The sequence below is a fragment of the Clostridium sp. LIBA-8841 genome, from assembly GCF_057782475.1.
This window is the reverse complement of sequence record NZ_CM173488.1, coordinates 513,586-529,186: the sequence shown is the minus strand read 5'-3', so window position 1 is coordinate 529,186 and position 15,601 is coordinate 513,586. Positions and strand designations below refer to the sequence as shown.

Annotated in this window: 12 protein-coding genes; 2 read left to right on the top strand and 10 right to left on the bottom strand. The window is 30.2% G+C overall.

The genetic code is table 11. The annotated features are described in order from the left end of the window. The first annotated feature begins 84 nt into the window (after positions 1-84). Positions 85-243, top strand: coding sequence for a DUF1540 domain-containing protein (locus AC2A4K_RS02255; RefSeq protein ID WP_322504595.1), 159 nt, complete (start codon positions 85-87; stop codon positions 241-243). A 56-nt stretch (positions 244-299) separates the two neighbouring features. Here the strand turns inward: AC2A4K_RS02255 and cls are convergent, their stop codons facing one another. The 6 genes from cls to AC2A4K_RS02225 all read right to left on the bottom strand — a co-directional run bounded on the left by cls (position 300) and on the right by AC2A4K_RS02225 (position 10,362). Beyond that, positions 300-1,835 (bottom strand): cardiolipin synthase, encoded by a 1,536-nt coding sequence (gene cls, locus AC2A4K_RS02250; RefSeq protein ID WP_322504596.1) that lies wholly within the window; start codon positions 1,833-1,835, stop codon positions 300-302. 72 nt (positions 1,836-1,907) lie between these two features. Further along, the gene (locus AC2A4K_RS02245; RefSeq protein ID WP_488458849.1) at positions 1,908-2,678 is read right to left on the bottom strand and encodes an SDR family NAD(P)-dependent oxidoreductase; all 771 of its coding nucleotides are present in this window, start codon (positions 2,676-2,678) and stop codon (positions 1,908-1,910) included. 126 nt (positions 2,679-2,804) lie between these two features. Then, entirely contained in the window at positions 2,805-3,161 is a 357-nt protein-coding gene (locus AC2A4K_RS02240; RefSeq protein ID WP_322504597.1) for a DUF1540 domain-containing protein, read from the bottom strand. 532 nt (positions 3,162-3,693) lie between these two features. Next, positions 3,694-5,094 (bottom strand): pyruvate kinase, encoded by a 1,401-nt coding sequence (gene pyk / locus AC2A4K_RS02235; protein WP_322504598.1) that lies wholly within the window; start codon positions 5,092-5,094, stop codon positions 3,694-3,696. Positions 5,095-5,190: 96 nt separating this feature from the next. After that, the gene (pfkA, locus tag AC2A4K_RS02230; RefSeq protein WP_322504599.1) at positions 5,191-6,150 is read right to left on the bottom strand and encodes a 6-phosphofructokinase; all 960 of its coding nucleotides are present in this window, start codon (positions 6,148-6,150) and stop codon (positions 5,191-5,193) included. Between the two features lie 636 nt (positions 6,151-6,786). Further along, positions 6,787-10,362, bottom strand: coding sequence for a DNA polymerase III subunit alpha (locus tag AC2A4K_RS02225; protein WP_322504600.1), 3,576 nt, complete (start codon positions 10,360-10,362; stop codon positions 6,787-6,789). 470 nt (positions 10,363-10,832) lie between these two features. Between AC2A4K_RS02225 and AC2A4K_RS02220 the strand changes: the two genes are divergently transcribed. Then, positions 10,833-11,243 (top strand): sigma-70 family RNA polymerase sigma factor, encoded by a 411-nt coding sequence (locus AC2A4K_RS02220; protein ID WP_322504601.1) that lies wholly within the window; start codon positions 10,833-10,835, stop codon positions 11,241-11,243. A gap of 202 nt (positions 11,244-11,445) precedes the next feature. Here the strand turns inward: AC2A4K_RS02220 and AC2A4K_RS02215 are convergent, their stop codons facing one another. The 4 genes from AC2A4K_RS02215 to rapZ form a co-directional block, all read right to left on the bottom strand. After that, positions 11,446-12,000 carry a hypothetical protein gene (locus tag AC2A4K_RS02215; protein ID WP_322504602.1) on the bottom strand — a complete coding sequence of 185 codons (555 nt, stop codon included), beginning with the start codon at positions 11,998-12,000 and terminating at the stop codon, positions 11,446-11,448. A 417-nt stretch (positions 12,001-12,417) separates the two neighbouring features. Continuing rightward, positions 12,418-13,368, bottom strand: coding sequence for a DNA-binding protein WhiA (whiA, locus tag AC2A4K_RS02210; protein ID WP_322504603.1), 951 nt, complete (start codon positions 13,366-13,368; stop codon positions 12,418-12,420). After that, the gene (locus AC2A4K_RS02205) at positions 13,347-14,717 is read right to left on the bottom strand and encodes a gluconeogenesis factor YvcK family protein (protein WP_322504604.1); all 1,371 of its coding nucleotides are present in this window, start codon (positions 14,715-14,717) and stop codon (positions 13,347-13,349) included. The genes whiA and AC2A4K_RS02205 overlap by 22 nt, the downstream gene beginning before the upstream one ends. Further along, positions 14,714-15,598 (bottom strand): RNase adapter RapZ, encoded by an 885-nt coding sequence (gene rapZ, locus AC2A4K_RS02200; protein ID WP_322504605.1) that lies wholly within the window; start codon positions 15,596-15,598, stop codon positions 14,714-14,716. Before rapZ ends, AC2A4K_RS02205 begins: the two co-directional genes overlap by 4 nt. Between the last annotated feature and the right edge of the window lie 3 nt (positions 15,599-15,601).

Below are 15,601 nucleotides of genomic sequence, written 5' to 3'. Positions count from 1 at the left end.
CCAGTATAAATAAATTCCTTTATACACATTATATATATTGTTGGTACTTCCAACAAAAAGGTTTAAGAGAAGGAGGAGTTTGTTATGGATCATAATTCTAGTATAGGATGTACAGTTCATGAATGTAAGCATCATTGTCATGATGACAACTATTGCACTTTAGACAAAATCCAAGTTGTAAAAAATAGTACTGATGCTGCTTCTATTGAATGTACTGACTGCGGAAGCTTTGAAAAAAAATAATATTTTTTCATTCTAACACCACAAAAAGGAGACTAAAATTTAGTCTCCTTTTTTAATTACATAAGAGGTGCAAATACTCTAATAACTGCTCTTAAAATTCTAGTTGGCATCTTAACATTAGCACAATCTTCTAAAGTTATTCTTTGACACTTTTTCAATGTTTCTAAGAAATCTTCTTTTATTTGCCCTACTGATTTAGTTTTATATAGCCATACTCCACACTCAAAGTGAAGATATAAACTTCTATAATCCATGTTAATTGAACCTACTGTACCAACCTCATCATCAGATACAAAAGTTTTTGAGTGAATAAATCCTGGAGTATATTCATATACCTTAACACCAGCTTCTATAAGCTGAGGATAATATGCTCTTGTCACTATATGAGCATACCATTTATCTTCAATATGAGGAGTAACCACTCTAACATCTACTCCACTTTTAGCTGCAAGAGTAAGTGCTGTTACAAGCTCATTATCAACAATAAAATATGGAGTATTTATATAAACATAATTCCTAGCTTTATTTATAATATTTAAATAAACATTTTCTCCAACAATCTCATCATCTAATGGACTATCTCCATATGGCTGAACATATCCATCACTTTCAAATTCATCTTCATGATGAAAATATGGATAATACTTTTCATATGCTTCTTTTCCTTCACTATAAAAATTCCATGTTTGAAGGAACATAACCGTTAAATTCCAAACAGCATCCCCTTTTAGCATTATAGAAGCATCTTTCCAGTGTCCAAATCTAACAATTTCATTTATATATTCATCTGCTAGGTTTATTCCTCCAGTAAAACCTGTATGTCCATCTATAACTGTTATTTTTCTATGATCACGATTGTTCATTCTTAAAGATAAAAGTGGTACGAAAGGATTAAAAACCATACACTTTATTCCCTTAGCCTCTAAAACCTCATTATACTTATATGGAAGAGTACCTAAACATCCCATATCATCATAAACAAATCTAACTTCTACGCCTTCTTTAACCTTTTCTTCTAATATTTCAAGAATACTATCCCACATAACCCCTTCATGAACTATGAAATACTCCATAAATATATAGTGTTTAGCCTTCTTAAGTTCTTCCTTTAACTTTTCAAAGAATACCTCTCCTGGTGATAAATATTCTGTAATTGTGTTTTTATACACTGGGAATTGAGAATAATTAGCTATGTATCTAGACTGATTAGCTATACTTTTATCTAGACTTTCTAATTCCGCTATTATTTTTCCATCATTATATAATAAATGCTTGGTTTCATCATGAGAGGCTTGAATTTGCTTTCTAAACCTCTTACTTGTCTTATTCCCACCAAATATTAGGTAAAATAATCCCCCAAAAACAGGTACCAATAACACCGGTACAGCCCATGCCAGCTTATAAGATGGATTATCTTTTCTACTTACAATATAAATAAAAACTACCACACTAATAAAAATAAATAAAAAATATAAATAAATGAAATCTTCACTTACCTTCCATATAGCAGCTATTAATATAACTAACTGTATGAATATGAGAAATCCAACTATAAATGTTCTACTTAATAATTTTTTTAAAAACTTCTCCATTCTATCCTCCTTAATCCTCTAAAAACCACTATACTTATTGGATCAAAACCTTATATAACCAAACCTTTTTCGTTAATCCATTAACTCCCACCCTTTTATAGCTACTTTATAATATAGCCATCTAGGCGTGAACTTACTAACAAAATAAAGAATCTTATTGCAAACTCCTGGTATAACAATAACCTTTAATTTTTTATCTATATTTTTTAAACTTATTTTCACTACCTCTTTAGTGCTCATCCACCTTACAAGACCTTTATTTTTAAGCTTATTTCCCTCCATATTTAACTTGCTATGAAAATCTGTTCTCGTAAATCCTGGACAAAGACATTGAACCTTAACATTGTTTCCTATAAGTTCCATTTCTAAGCATTGAGAAAAACTTATTAGAAAAGCCTTAGTGGAACAATACATAGCTGAACTTGGAAAAACATTAAACCCTGCCATAGAACTAACATTTATTATATATCCTTTATTGTTTTTTTTCATTTGCTTACTTATGCTATGACATAATTTCATAGTAACTAACATATGTACCTTGGCCATATCAAGCTGCTTATTATATTCATCTCTTGTAAATGAATCATCAGCTCCATATCCAGCATTATTTACTAAAAATTCTATATTTCCTTTTTCTTCTAACCTTTCAACAAAATCATTAAATTCAACATCATTAGTTAAATCTAAAATTTCAATTGAAACCTCTACCTTAAATTTATCCTTTACCTCTCTAGCAACCTCATTTATTTTTTCTATTCTTCTACCTACTATTATCAAATTATATCCTTCTTTTGCTAACTGAAAGGCATATTCTCTTCCAATCCCACTAGTTGCTCCAGTAATTACAGCAACTTTATTTACTTCTTTTATATTTCTCCCCCCCTTTATATAGATAAATAAAATATATTTTATTATATAATAAAATAGCTAGAATACAAAGGTTAACCTTTATATTCTAGCCTTTAATAATTATATTTTATAAAAAGTCTCGCACTCTGTTGAAGTGGATGTATTAGCCTCTGGTCCAAAAATTTGTATGTCAGTAGATGTACAAATCATACCAACATTATATGTACAATTCATGGCATAACATTTTATTTTATGATCTACGTCAGCCTGACTATCTAAAGCTTGTATTATTGTTCCTGCATAATTAGTGTTAAAAGCACTTTTAACAGCATTCATAAAAGTTCTTGGTGCAAAGGTCTCACAACAAGTTTCTTGTTTGCTTTCAGCAGACTGACCATCAACCTGAATAGTTAATGCTGAACACATGCCATTAACATAGTTAACACAATTATGAGCTGAACATGCTAATCTTGTCATATTCAATATCCTCCTCAAAATAATTATTTGAGGTTATTTTTTGTATTTATTTTAAATTTATACTATATACCTAAATTAACTTAATGAATTTAATATCTTAATATTAAAATTTATTATATTTAAAATACTTATTAAAGATGTATTTAAGAAATGTTATGAAGCAAGAACTCTTTAATTTATATGAATATTAGTTTTTGAATAAAAAAAGAAGCACTCGATGGTATCAGTCATCAAGTACTTTTCAAGTTTGGAATCAGTTGCCATTTGATTCTACTTATATTATTTCATAAGCACTATCTAATATACACTATTTTTATTTACTTGTCATAATAAATTTGTTAACTTTTTGTTAATTAATATATTTAATTATATTATTTTAATATTTAGGCTTTAAATTAAATATTTTCATTAAATTATTTTTAAATTTTGGATATAAATTTTAATTCATAATTTATTAACATTTGGTAAGAAGTTCTTTTAAATAAAAAAAATAGGTAGCTATTGCTACCTATTTCTTTATATATTTGTAAAATTATTTTACAACTTCAACTTTTACTATGTTAGTGTTTCCTTCGTTAGCTGGTACACCTGCAACAACTACAGCTGTATCTTCTGCTTTAACGAATCCAGCATTTTTAGCTATTTCAACAGCGTTTTCCATTGTAGCATTTTCAGCAACAACTGGGTAAACTCCGAAGCATAAAGCTATTTTCTTAGCAACTCTTTCACATGGAGTTACAGCAACTATTGGTGCATCTGGTCTGCATTGAGATATTCTCTTAGCAGTAGCTCCTGATTGAGTTAATGAAACTATAGCAGCTGATTTTAACTCGTGTGCAGCGTTACAAGCAGCTCTTGAGATAACTCCTGGTACAGCTGGTATGTGTTTTTTAGCTTTTGAAGCAGCTAACTCGTAGCTTAACATTTCTTCTGATTTAGTAGCTATTTTAACCATAGTCTCAACAGCTTCTACTGGCCAGCTTCCGTTAGCTGACTCACCACTTAACATGATAGCATCAGTACCATCTAAGATAGCGTTAGTTACGTCTGAAACCTCAGCTCTTGTTGGTCTTGGGTTTCTCATCATTGAGTCTAACATTTGAGTAGCTGTTATAACTGGTTTTCCAGCATTGTTACATTTTTCTATTATCATTTTTTGAACTGAAGGAACGTCTTCCATTGGTATTTCAACACCAAGGTCTCCTCTAGCTACCATGATACCATCTGAAGCTTCGATGATAGAATCTATGTTATCAACACCTTCTTGGTTTTCGATTTTTGAGAATATTTGTATATCAGCTCCACCATTAGCAACTAATACTTCTCTTATAGCTTTAACGTCTTCTGCTTTTCTTATGAATGAAGCAGCAACCATGTTAACGCCCATTTCACAACCAAATATTAAGTCAGCTCTGTCTTTATCAGTCATAGCTGGTAATTTTATTGATACTCCAGGAACGTTAACTCCTTTGTGAGTTCCAACTAAACCAGTGTTTCTTACGATACACTTAACAGCGTTACCTTCTACAGATACAACTTCTAATCCAACTAAACCGTCGTCTATTAAGATAGTATCTCCAGCTTTAACGTCTTTAGCTAATCCTTCATAAGTTACTGAACATTTAGTAGTATCACCTACTACGTCTCCTCCAGCATATATAGTAAATTCAGTTCCAGCAGTTAATTCAACTTTGCTTGGCTCGAATTTTCCTGTTCTTATTTCTGGTCCTTTAGTATCTAATAATATAGCTACTTCTTTACCTAATTTTTTTGATATTTCTCTTACTTTAACCATTCTTCCTTTATGTTCTTCATGGTCACCATGTGAGAAATTGTGTCTTGAAGCGTTCATACCTGCTTCGATTATTTTTGTTAAGATTTCTTCATTTTCACTAGCTGGTCCGATAGTGCATACTAATTTTGTTCTTCTCATTTAAAAAACACTCCCTCGTAAAAAAATTAACCCTAAGTTTAAAATATATAATAAATAATAAATTGAAAAATTTATTATGTCATTAACTCAATAAAATTATTTGTTTATAGCTTTAGCCATTTCATATAAATTTTCATCAAAGCTTCTTTCTATATCTAAAGCTTCATCTATATCCATATCGAATATTTTATTTTCTTTAATTCCTATAACTTTTGAAGTTTTTCCTTCTAATAAAACTTCTACAGCTTTAGCTCCCATTCTTGATGCTAATACTATATCATCAGCAGTTGGTGATCCACCTCTTTGAATATGTCCTAAAATTGTAGCTCTAGTTTCTATACCTGTTACAGATTCTATTTCTTTAGCTAACTCAGCTGATCCTCCAACTCCTTCAGCAACAACTATTATGCTGTGAGTTTTTCCATTTGCTCTACCTTCTAAGATAGTTTTGATTAATTCATCTTTATCAAATGGCATTTCTGGAACTATTATAGCTTCTGCTCCACCTGCTATACCAGCATATAAAGCAAGGTCTCCACAGTTTCTTCCCATAACTTCTACGATAGATACTCTTTCGTGTGAAGTTGATGTATCTCTTAATTTGTTTATAGCATCTACTACAGTGTTTAATGCAGTATCAAATCCTATAGTGTAATCAGTGTAAGATAAGTCATTATCGATTGTTCCTGGTAATCCAACAGTCTTAACTCCTAATTTTGAAAGAAGTTTAGCTCCCATGAATGATCCATCTCCACCGATAACTACTAAAGCTTCAACTCCATAAGCTTTTAATATTTGTGCAGCTTTTTCTCTTACTTCTTCTTGTTTGAACTCTAAACATCTAGCAGTTCTTAAGATTGTACCACCTCTGTTTATGATTTCTGAAACAGATTTTCTATCCATTTTGAATAGTTCTCCGTTTATTAATCCAGCGTATCCTCTTTGAACTCCCATCACTTCAAGTCCATTGTGTAAAGCCATTCTTGTAACTGCTCTTAATGCAGCATTCATTCCTGGTGCATCTCCACCACTTGTTAAAACAGCAATCTTTTTCATAATATTTTCCTCCTCTACACCACTCGGGACAACTTTAGTCCCAACAGTGCCAAATATTACCCACATTTTTAAGATATTATTTATATATGTTAAATGTTTATCAATTTTAAACTATGTAAAATCTTATCTCAAAATTTAAATACCCTACGTAACTTTTGTTAATACTATTCTACCACAATTAATTGTACTTAAAGTAGTGTCCATTTTCAACCTTTTTATGTAGAATTAAAGAAAAAAAACTCGATATTTGATAATTTTTTCAATAATTATTATGCTCTAATTTCATTTTTATATTTAAATAAATATTAAAAGTTATAATTCAAAATTTAACTATATTGTCCATTTAAAACTAAATTAACACTTTTTGCACAAAAAATTTAGTTAATTATACAAAAAGATTATATTTTTTTAATTTTAAGAAAATTTACAAATTAATTTTATCACTTTTTTAAAAAAAGTCCACTTTAAGAGGAGGTTTTACTAGTGCTTTTTCTAAAATATCTCTCTAAAACTCAATAAGTAATCGTTAATACTTATATATTCAAAAAATATTTTAAACTGGCAACTTCTCTCTTATAAGTGGACATTAATTTCCTATTTTGTTTATTTTTTCACTAATTTTCTAAGATTTAAGAGCTAGGTTTCAACCACTTTTACATTCTCTTCCCCAAATTTACTGATTAAAAAGTCTATTACATCAGTCTCTAGATTAACCCACATATCTCTATTAAGTCTGAAGGATGCTTTTTCTTTTTCAGCAAAAACATATATTGGAGAATCCCCTTTATATTGTGATAATAAAACTTTTAAAGGCTTAATTATCATATTAGCCTTTGCCTTATCCTCTACCTTTATATAAACCTTAGATGAATTCATCAATTCTAATGGTTGTATATCCTCACAAAGTATCTTTGGCTCTTCATCTTCTTTTAGAGAAACTCTTCCTCTTATTAAAACAAAAGAATCTTCATTCACTAGCGTATTGCACTTTTCTAAAGTTTTTGGGAATATAACACACTCTAAATATCCTGTTAAATCCTCAATTTTTGCAAATGCCATAAGTGTATTATTTCTAGTTACTTTTCTAGATACATTAGTAAGAATTCCTCCTACAATTACCCTTGTTCCATCACTTAAAGAGCTATCTATAACTAAATCTTCTAATTCAACATCCTTCTGTTCGCTTAAATTCTTTTGAGCTTCAACTATTTTTTCTATAGTTATCGAAGTTTGTTCCTTTAAAGGCTTTTCATAGTCATCAAGAGGATGGCCGCTCATATAAAGACCTGTCATCTCTTTTTCCATAGCAAGCATATACTTTTTATTAAACTCTTTTATATTAGGATAACTAATCTCTAAATTATTACTTTCCTCTTGTATAGCTCCAAATAGAGACATTTGACCATCTATATTCTTCTTTCTTTGCGAGTAAACTCCATCCATTATCTTTTCAAAAACAGATAATAATTGTGATCTATATACCTTTAAACTATCAAATGTTCCAGCCTTAATTAAACTCTCAACGGCTCTCTTATTAACAATACTTAAATCTACTTTATTACAAAAATCCATAAGAGATGTAAATTTACCTTTTTTATCTCTAGAAGAGGATATGTTAGCAACAACGTTAACTCCAACATTCTTTATAGCTCCCATACCAAACCTTATGGTATCTCCTTTAACAGTAAACTTAGTATAACTTTCATTTATATCTGGTGGTAATACTTGAATTCCAAGCTTTTCTGCACTTCTTATATACTCAGATACTTTATCACTGTTACCCATAACAGAGTTAAGCATAGCTGCTAAAAACTCTACTGGATAATATCTCATTAAGTATGCAGTTTGAAATCCTATTACGGCATAAGCAGCAGCATGACTTTTGTTAAATGCATAAGATGCAAAGTCCATCATGGAGTCAAATATTTTATTGGCTGCCTCAGCTGAAATCCCATTTCTTAAGCAACCTGGCACCTCAATATTTCCATTTTCATCTTCAACTCCATAAATGAAGTTCTTTCTTTCCTCTTCCATGACCTTATGCTTTTTCTTAGACATGGCTCTTCTAACAAGGTCACTTCTTCCCATAGAATAACCTGCTAGCTTTCTAACAATCTCCATAACCTGCTCTTGATAAACCATAACTCCATAAGTTACATTTAGTATGCTTTCAAGTTCAGGAACTATATATTCTACTGATTTAGGATCTCTTTTTCCATCAATATACCTTGGTATTTCTGCCATTGGACCTGGTCTGTAAAGAGAGATTCCCGCTATGATATCTTCTAAACAGTCTGGTTTCAACTCTTTCATGAAAGAAGTCATACCAGCTGATTCTAATTGGAATACACCTACTGTATTCCCCTCACCAATCATTTTATAAACTTCTTTATCATCAAAGTCTAGATTATCTAAGTCTACATCTACACCTCTGTTATATTTAATCATATCAACAGCATCACGCATAACAGTTAAGGTTCTAAGTCCAAGGAAATCCATCTTTAATAGTCCAAGTTCCTCAAGGGTTGTCATATCAAATTGAGTTACTATAGACTCATCATTTTTTTGAAGTGGAACATACTCAACCAAAGGCTGAGATGCTATAACAACACCAGCAGCATGAGTTGATGAGTGTCTTGGAAGTCCCTCTAGTCTTCTGCTGACATCTATAAGCTCCTTTACTCGCTCCTCACTATCATATATAGTTTTAAGCTCTGGATTTAAATCTAAAGCCTTATCTATGGTAACTCCTAATACTGTAGGTATTTGTTTAGCTATTCTATCAACCTCTGCATAAGTATAATTCATAGCTCTTCCTACATCTCTTATACAAGCTCTTGCAGCCATTGTTCCAAAGGTTATAATCTGAGATACATTATCATGTCCATACTTTTCAACAACATAGTCTATAACTTGCTGTCTTCCTTCATAGCAGAAGTCAGAATCTATATCGGGCATACTTACCCTTTCAGGATTTAAGAAACGCTCAAAAAGCAAGCTATATTTCATAGGGTCAATCTTTGTTATTCCTAAAGTATAGGCAACTAAAGCTCCAGCAGCTGACCCTCTTCCTGGGCCTGTTGGTATTCCATTATCATTAGCGTATTTAATAAAGTCCCAAACTATTAAGAAGTAATCTACATATCCCATCTGCTTAATTACTCCAAGCTCATATTCTAATCTTTCTATATCCTCTTTAACACGCTCATTGCTTTCCCCAATCTCATATACCTTATCTATATCATATTCTCCATTGTCCTTAAGCGGCTTAAGTTCTTCTAATCTATCTATAAGACCATCAAAACAAGTTTTTCTTAAATAGTCAAAAGGCTCCACCCCTTCTGGCAATGGGAACTTAGGTAGCTTTGATACATGGAACTCATAATCAAAATTACATTCTTCAGCAATCTTTAATGTATTTTCTAAAGCCTCTGGAACATAATCAAACATATCCCACATCTCTTCTGGTGATTTTAAATAGAATTGATCTGATGGGTATCTTCTTCTATTTTGGTCATCAACAGTTTTCCCAGTTTGAATGCACATAAGTATGTCATGAGCCTTTGAATCCTCTTGATTTATGTAGTGAACGTCATTAGTCGCTACTAATGGAATATTAAGTTCCTTAGCTAACTGTATATTTACTTCATTAACCTTCTTTTGTTCTTCCATACCATGGTTTTGAAGCTCTAAATAAAATCCATCTTTAAAAGTATCTCTATAGAATGTTGCGGCTTCTCTAGCTCTATCTATATTTCCATTTAAAATAGCCTTTTGAACCTCTCCTCCTAGACAAGCACTTAAGGCTATTATTCCTTCTGAATGTTCTTTTAAATATTCTCTATCAATTCTTGGTTTATAATAAAATCCCTCAATAGATGCTACAGAAACAATTTTCATAAGGTTCTCATATCCCTTTTCATTCTTAACAAGAAGAACTAAATGATATGTTTTATTATCTTCATCATTACTTTTTATCTTTCTAGACTTAGGCACAACATAAACTTCACAACCTAAAACAGGCTTTATGCCTTGTGCTTTAGCCTCTTTATATAAGTCGACACATCCATACATAACACCATGGTCAGTTAAAGCTATGCTTTCCATTCCAAGTTCCTTCGCCCTTTTAATAAGTGGCTTTATCTTTCCAGAACCATCTAACAAACTGTACCCTGAGTGCAGATGTAAGTGACAAAACTTTTTATCCCCCATTTCCTTCACATCCTTTCTTCTAATATTGTTTCTATTAAACATTTTTAATGATATATAAACTACTATTTTTCTAATTTTACTTTAAGTAAATAGTCATTTTTTTTATTAAAATTGCATACTAAAAGCTATGTTTTTATTTAAGTGTAATATATTAATTTTACCATATTAAATAGAAATACACTAAGAAAACTTTATTGTAGTAGTTCTAATTATTAACCTCTCAAACAAAAATAATCTTTTTATGAAAACATATCTAATTTATCATATTAATTTCATTTTTTTACTTTAACACACTTATTTATAAAGTAAAATTCTTAAATTATTAATTTATAATACTCCTAAAAATCAGTCAAGTTTTAAATAAACATTCAAAACTTTTTATTATTTGTAAATAAAATGAAAATACTCATTTTTTTATGGAACAATTATGTATAATTTACTCTCTAATAGTTGAAAAAGGAAGGATGATATTGGAACTAATAAGTTTTTTTAATAAAAATTCATTTAATAAAGTTTCATACAAAAAATTAACTAAAGAGGACTTATCTCAAGACTTTGAACTATTAATAAAAGAAAATCTCACATCTATGTATAGAGTTGCTAAAGGTATCTTAAAGATTGAAGAGGATGTTGAAGATGCTATCCAAACTACTATTTTAATAGCCTTTAATAAGATTAATACATTAAAGGATGAAAGGTATTTTAAAACATGGTTAATAAGAATTTTAATAAATGAGTGTAATAAAATTTATAAAAAAAATAAAAACAACCAAAAAGAAATATCTGATGAGTTATATACAACTCAAAACTATGAAAATATAGAAACTAAAGATGGGCATATGTTATATCAGACTTTGATACTAACATTGATTATCTTTTAGAATATGAATATATTTCAAATGATGATACTGAAATATTATATGACCAAATAATAGAAATAAATTAAAGGGCTGTATCAAAACTCAATAATAAAACTTATAAATATATTTGGAGAGAATATCTGGATTTCACTAAGAGTTTATCTAGATATTCTCTCCATGCTATTTATAAGTTTTATTGCATTATTTTGATATACCCCTAAAATTACTTAAAGATATTTTTGACATCATCTATAGATTGTTGAAGTTTTACTCTAGCATCATATGCTGGCTTTTCAATATCTTTCATTGCATTAACAAATTGATCTGCAGGCATTGCCATTAACTTATCCTTATTAGCCTTTAACTCTTTTTCAACATTACTTATAGACATTTTTAAATTATCTATATTTTCTACTACTTTTTTGTTCACTTCACTAACTTTTGAATCTCCTTGAGTAACTTTGCTATTAAGTTCATTTCTTAAATTAGTAAGTTCAGTATCTAAGTTTGTATAATATTTCTTATAGGCCTCATAAGTTGCCTGCTTATTTTCCTCTGTTACACCTGAGAAATCATATTCTGCTGCCATCTTTATGTCGCCCATATAAGTTTTAATTTTTTCTTCCAACATTGTCATATACTCTTCCGGAGTAGTTGCTGTCACTCCAGATCCTCCTGGCATCTCAGTAGCTTTTTTTGTACATCCAATCATACCTATAAGGCCAAAAACCATGACACCTACTAGAAGCCAAATCATTTTTTTAAATTTCTTTACCATATCAATACCTCCATATGAAATAATATTATTTTCAAAACTAGTTTCTCCATTAGTAAAATTAATATTATCTCAACATTAGGTATATTTTTTAATAAGACTCTATTTTAGGTGAATGTTAATTTTTAGATAGAGCCGTAAGACCATCTTAATGAGCAATTAGAGTTTCATTATCTATGAAAGAATAATAGCGTTAAAAGGCTTCTTTTGTTCGACGCCAAGCTAGTTTAGAAGCCTTAGCTATTATTCTGGAATAGATAATAGAAACTCTTTGCGAAATTAAGCTAGATCTGAAGGACTATCTAAAAATCAACACCTCCTAAAAATATAGCCTTAACCAAAAAAAACTTTTAAGCTTTTCTAACAGCAAACATAGCATTTGCTGTTAAAATAATCACTTAAAAGATTTTAAAAATTCTGCTAGAAGTTACCTGTTCTAAGTTCTTCAGCTATTTTTTCGATTTTTCTTAATCTATGATTTACTCCCGATTTACCAACTGGAGGTTCAAGCATTTCCCCAAGTTCCTTTAATGATTCCTCAGGATAAGTTAATCTTAACTCTGCAACTTCCCTTAAATTTTTTGGAAGTCTTGCAAGACCAATTTCTCTCTCTATAAGTTTTATACTCTCAACCTGTCTAACTGCTGCATTTACAGTTTTGCTAAGGTTTGCAGTCTCACAGTTTACAAGTCTATTTACATTATTTCTCATTTCCTTCATGATTCTAATATTTTCAAGTTCTAGAAGTGCTGTATGAGCTCCTATTATATTTAATAAGTCAACTATCTGCTCTCCTTCTTTTATATAGACTATGTAACTATTTTTTCTTTGTATTACCTTTGATTTTAAACCAAATGTATTGATAAGTTTTCCTAAATCCTCTGCATATTCTTGTGAGTGAGTAACAAACTCTAGATGATAAGTTTTTTCAGGATTACTTATACTTCCACCACCGATAAAAGCTCCTCTAATATATGCCTTTTTCTTAGCTTCTGTATCAACTAAATCTTCATCTATATGATAGTCTAATGACATTATTCCTTCTATTTCTCTTAGAATTCCTGTTATTTCAAGTAACTTTTTTACTCCCATGTCTTCAGTTACAACAACCATATAAATATTATTTTTCTTTAAGGAATTACTTTTTTTAACCATAAGTTTTGCGTGTATATCAAAGTAATCCTTTAATATAGTAAACATCAATCTTGCAGATGCAGGATTTTCTGTTGTCATTTTGAAGCTTATTTGTCTACCACTAAAAGCAAGTGTTCCGCATACCTTCATGATAGCTGATATTTGAGCAAGAGCTTCTTCCTTTGATATATCAATATATCTACATATTTCTCCCTTTACTTTTGCTGAAAATGACATGATTGCTCCTTCCTATTTAAACGCTCTCTTTTCTTAATTCTTTGTGATAAATATATATACTCTAAAATTTTCTTTCTATCATATAATAAATGCTTTTCCATTACTGTTTCAATGAGAAGTTGTGCTAAGTACTCTGAATTATGTCTTATATAATCCCCATTTACTTTCATTAAATCACCTTCGATAACACACAATCCCATTTTCTTAAGCTTATTTATATCAAGTTCTACAAATTCAGAATTCTTTTCTAAATATTTTTGTTTTAGCTCTTCTGAAATATCTTTAGAGTTTGCAATTATACAATCTACCATATCTTTCCCACAATGATCTAGTATAACTTTAACATGATCAGAAACCTTAAATCCATCAGTTTCACCTGGTTGAGTCATTATATTACAATTATATATTTTAAATGCTTTACTCTTCTTTATAGCCTTAGTTATATCTTTTACCAAAAGATTAGGTAATACACTAGTATATAAACTTCCTGGTCCTAAAACTATAGCATCAGCATCCTCTATTGCTTCTAATGCTCTATCTAAAGCTTTAGCATCCTCTGGTATTATTTTTAATTTTTTTATTGGACTACTTTGGTCTATAACTTCCTCTCCTATTAAAGATTCCCCTCTTACCTTATGTCCATTCATAAGTTCAGCTTCTAAAATCATATTTTCTAAAGTTACAGGTAAAACTTCACCCTTAACCGCAAGGACAGAACTCATTTTCTGGACAGCATCCTCAAAATTTTCAGAGATTCCGTCCATAGCAGCTAAGAATAAATTACCAAAGCTCTGGCCCTTTAGTCTACCATCATTAAATCTATATTGCAATAATTCATTCATTAAAGGTTCTGTATTAGCTAATGCTAATATACAGTTTCTTATATCGCCTGGAGGAAGCATACCTAAATCTTCTCTAAGAATACCAGATCCACCACCGTCATCTCCAACTGTTACTACCGCAGTTATATTTGATGTATAGTGTTTAAGTCCTCTAAGCATTGTTGAAAGGCCTGTCCCGCCGCCTATAACAACTATTTTAGGACCTTTTATTAGAAGTCTGTCATCTTCTATTAAATCTTCTAATTCATCTTCTTCAATAGATAAATTTATATATCCTTTGTTTACTAGTGAAACTAAAGATTTAACACACCAAACTATGGATTTATAACCAACTAACCCCGAAAAAAATATAAGAATTATAAATATAGCCTTATCTTGAACATTAGTTACATGTCTCTCACCAATTAACTTTGCCATAGCAATCGACATAGTGATTATAGATGCTAAAGCCAAAAATATGTATCTTTTAACTTTGATACCAGGCTTAAGCATTTTTTTTGTCATCATAGTTTTCTATCCCCTCTATTTATATCCTCATTAATATCTCTATGCTCTAAACTAACACTAAGGTTTTTAGATAGTAATTCTTTATATAAAGCATTTGCTATTGCTACTGATCTATGTCTTCCCCCTGTACATCCTATAGATATAATAAGCTGTCTTTTTCCCTCTTTAATATAATTAGGAATTAAGAACTCTGCCATATCTGTAAGTCTTGATAAGAAACCTTTAGTTTCTTCTTGAGCAAGCACATAATTTTTAACTGGTTCATCTTCTCCTGAAAATGGCTTTAATTCTGGAATATAAAATGGATTTGGTATAAATCTAACATCAAAAACTAAATCTGAATCTGAAGGAATTCCATACTTAAATCCAAAAGATAAGATAGTTATTGAAAGATTTTGCTCTACTGGTTTACCATCTCCATATAAAAGGTTTATTTTTTCTCTTAAATTTCTTATAGGATAATTTGAAGTATCAATTATATTGTCAGCTCTATCCTTAAGCTCTCTAAGTCTCATTCTCTCTTCACTTATACCAGTTATTATTCTTCCATCTGGTGAAAGTGGATGACTTCTTCTCGTTTCTTTAAATCTCTTAACTAAAACTTCATCTGAAGCTTCTAAGAATAAAATTTCATAATTAAAATCATTTGTTTTTAAGTACTCTAAGCTTTCAAATAAATCATCGAAGAATATTCCTCCTCTTATATCTATTACTAAAGCTATTTTATCTATTTTACCTTCACTTTGTATGCATGCCTCTGCAAACTTCGGTATTAATTTTGGTGGTAAGTTGTCCACACAAAAGTATCCTAAATCTTCTAAACTTCTTGTTGCTTCTGTCTTTCCTGCACCTGAAAGACCAGTAACTATTACAAATCTCATATT

Coding starts and splice junctions, on each gene's coding strand:
- AC2A4K_RS02205 (WP_322504604.1), bottom strand. CDS start 14,717: ATGATGACAAAAAAAATGCTTAAGCCTGGTATCAAAGTTAAAAGATAC.
- rapZ (WP_322504605.1), bottom strand. CDS start 15,598: ATGAGATTTGTAATAGTTACTGGTCTTTCAGGTGCAGGAAAGACAGAA.
- pyk (WP_322504598.1), bottom strand. CDS start 5,094: ATGAGAAGAACAAAATTAGTATGCACTATCGGACCAGCTAGTGAAAAT.
- AC2A4K_RS02255 (WP_322504595.1), top strand. CDS start 85: ATGGATCATAATTCTAGTATAGGATGTACAGTTCATGAATGTAAGCAT.
- whiA (WP_322504603.1), bottom strand. CDS start 13,368: ATGTCATTTTCAGCAAAAGTAAAGGGAGAAATATGTAGATATATTGAT.
- AC2A4K_RS02240 (WP_322504597.1), bottom strand. CDS start 3,161: ATGACAAGATTAGCATGTTCAGCTCATAATTGTGTTAACTATGTTAAT.
- cls (WP_322504596.1), bottom strand. CDS start 1,835: ATGGAGAAGTTTTTAAAAAAATTATTAAGTAGAACATTTATAGTTGGA.
- AC2A4K_RS02225 (WP_322504600.1), bottom strand. CDS start 10,362: ATGGGGGATAAAAAGTTTTGTCACTTACATCTGCACTCAGGGTACAGT.
- pfkA (WP_322504599.1), bottom strand. CDS start 6,150: ATGAAAAAGATTGCTGTTTTAACAAGTGGTGGAGATGCACCAGGAATG.
- AC2A4K_RS02215 (WP_322504602.1), bottom strand. CDS start 12,000: ATGGTAAAGAAATTTAAAAAAATGATTTGGCTTCTAGTAGGTGTCATG.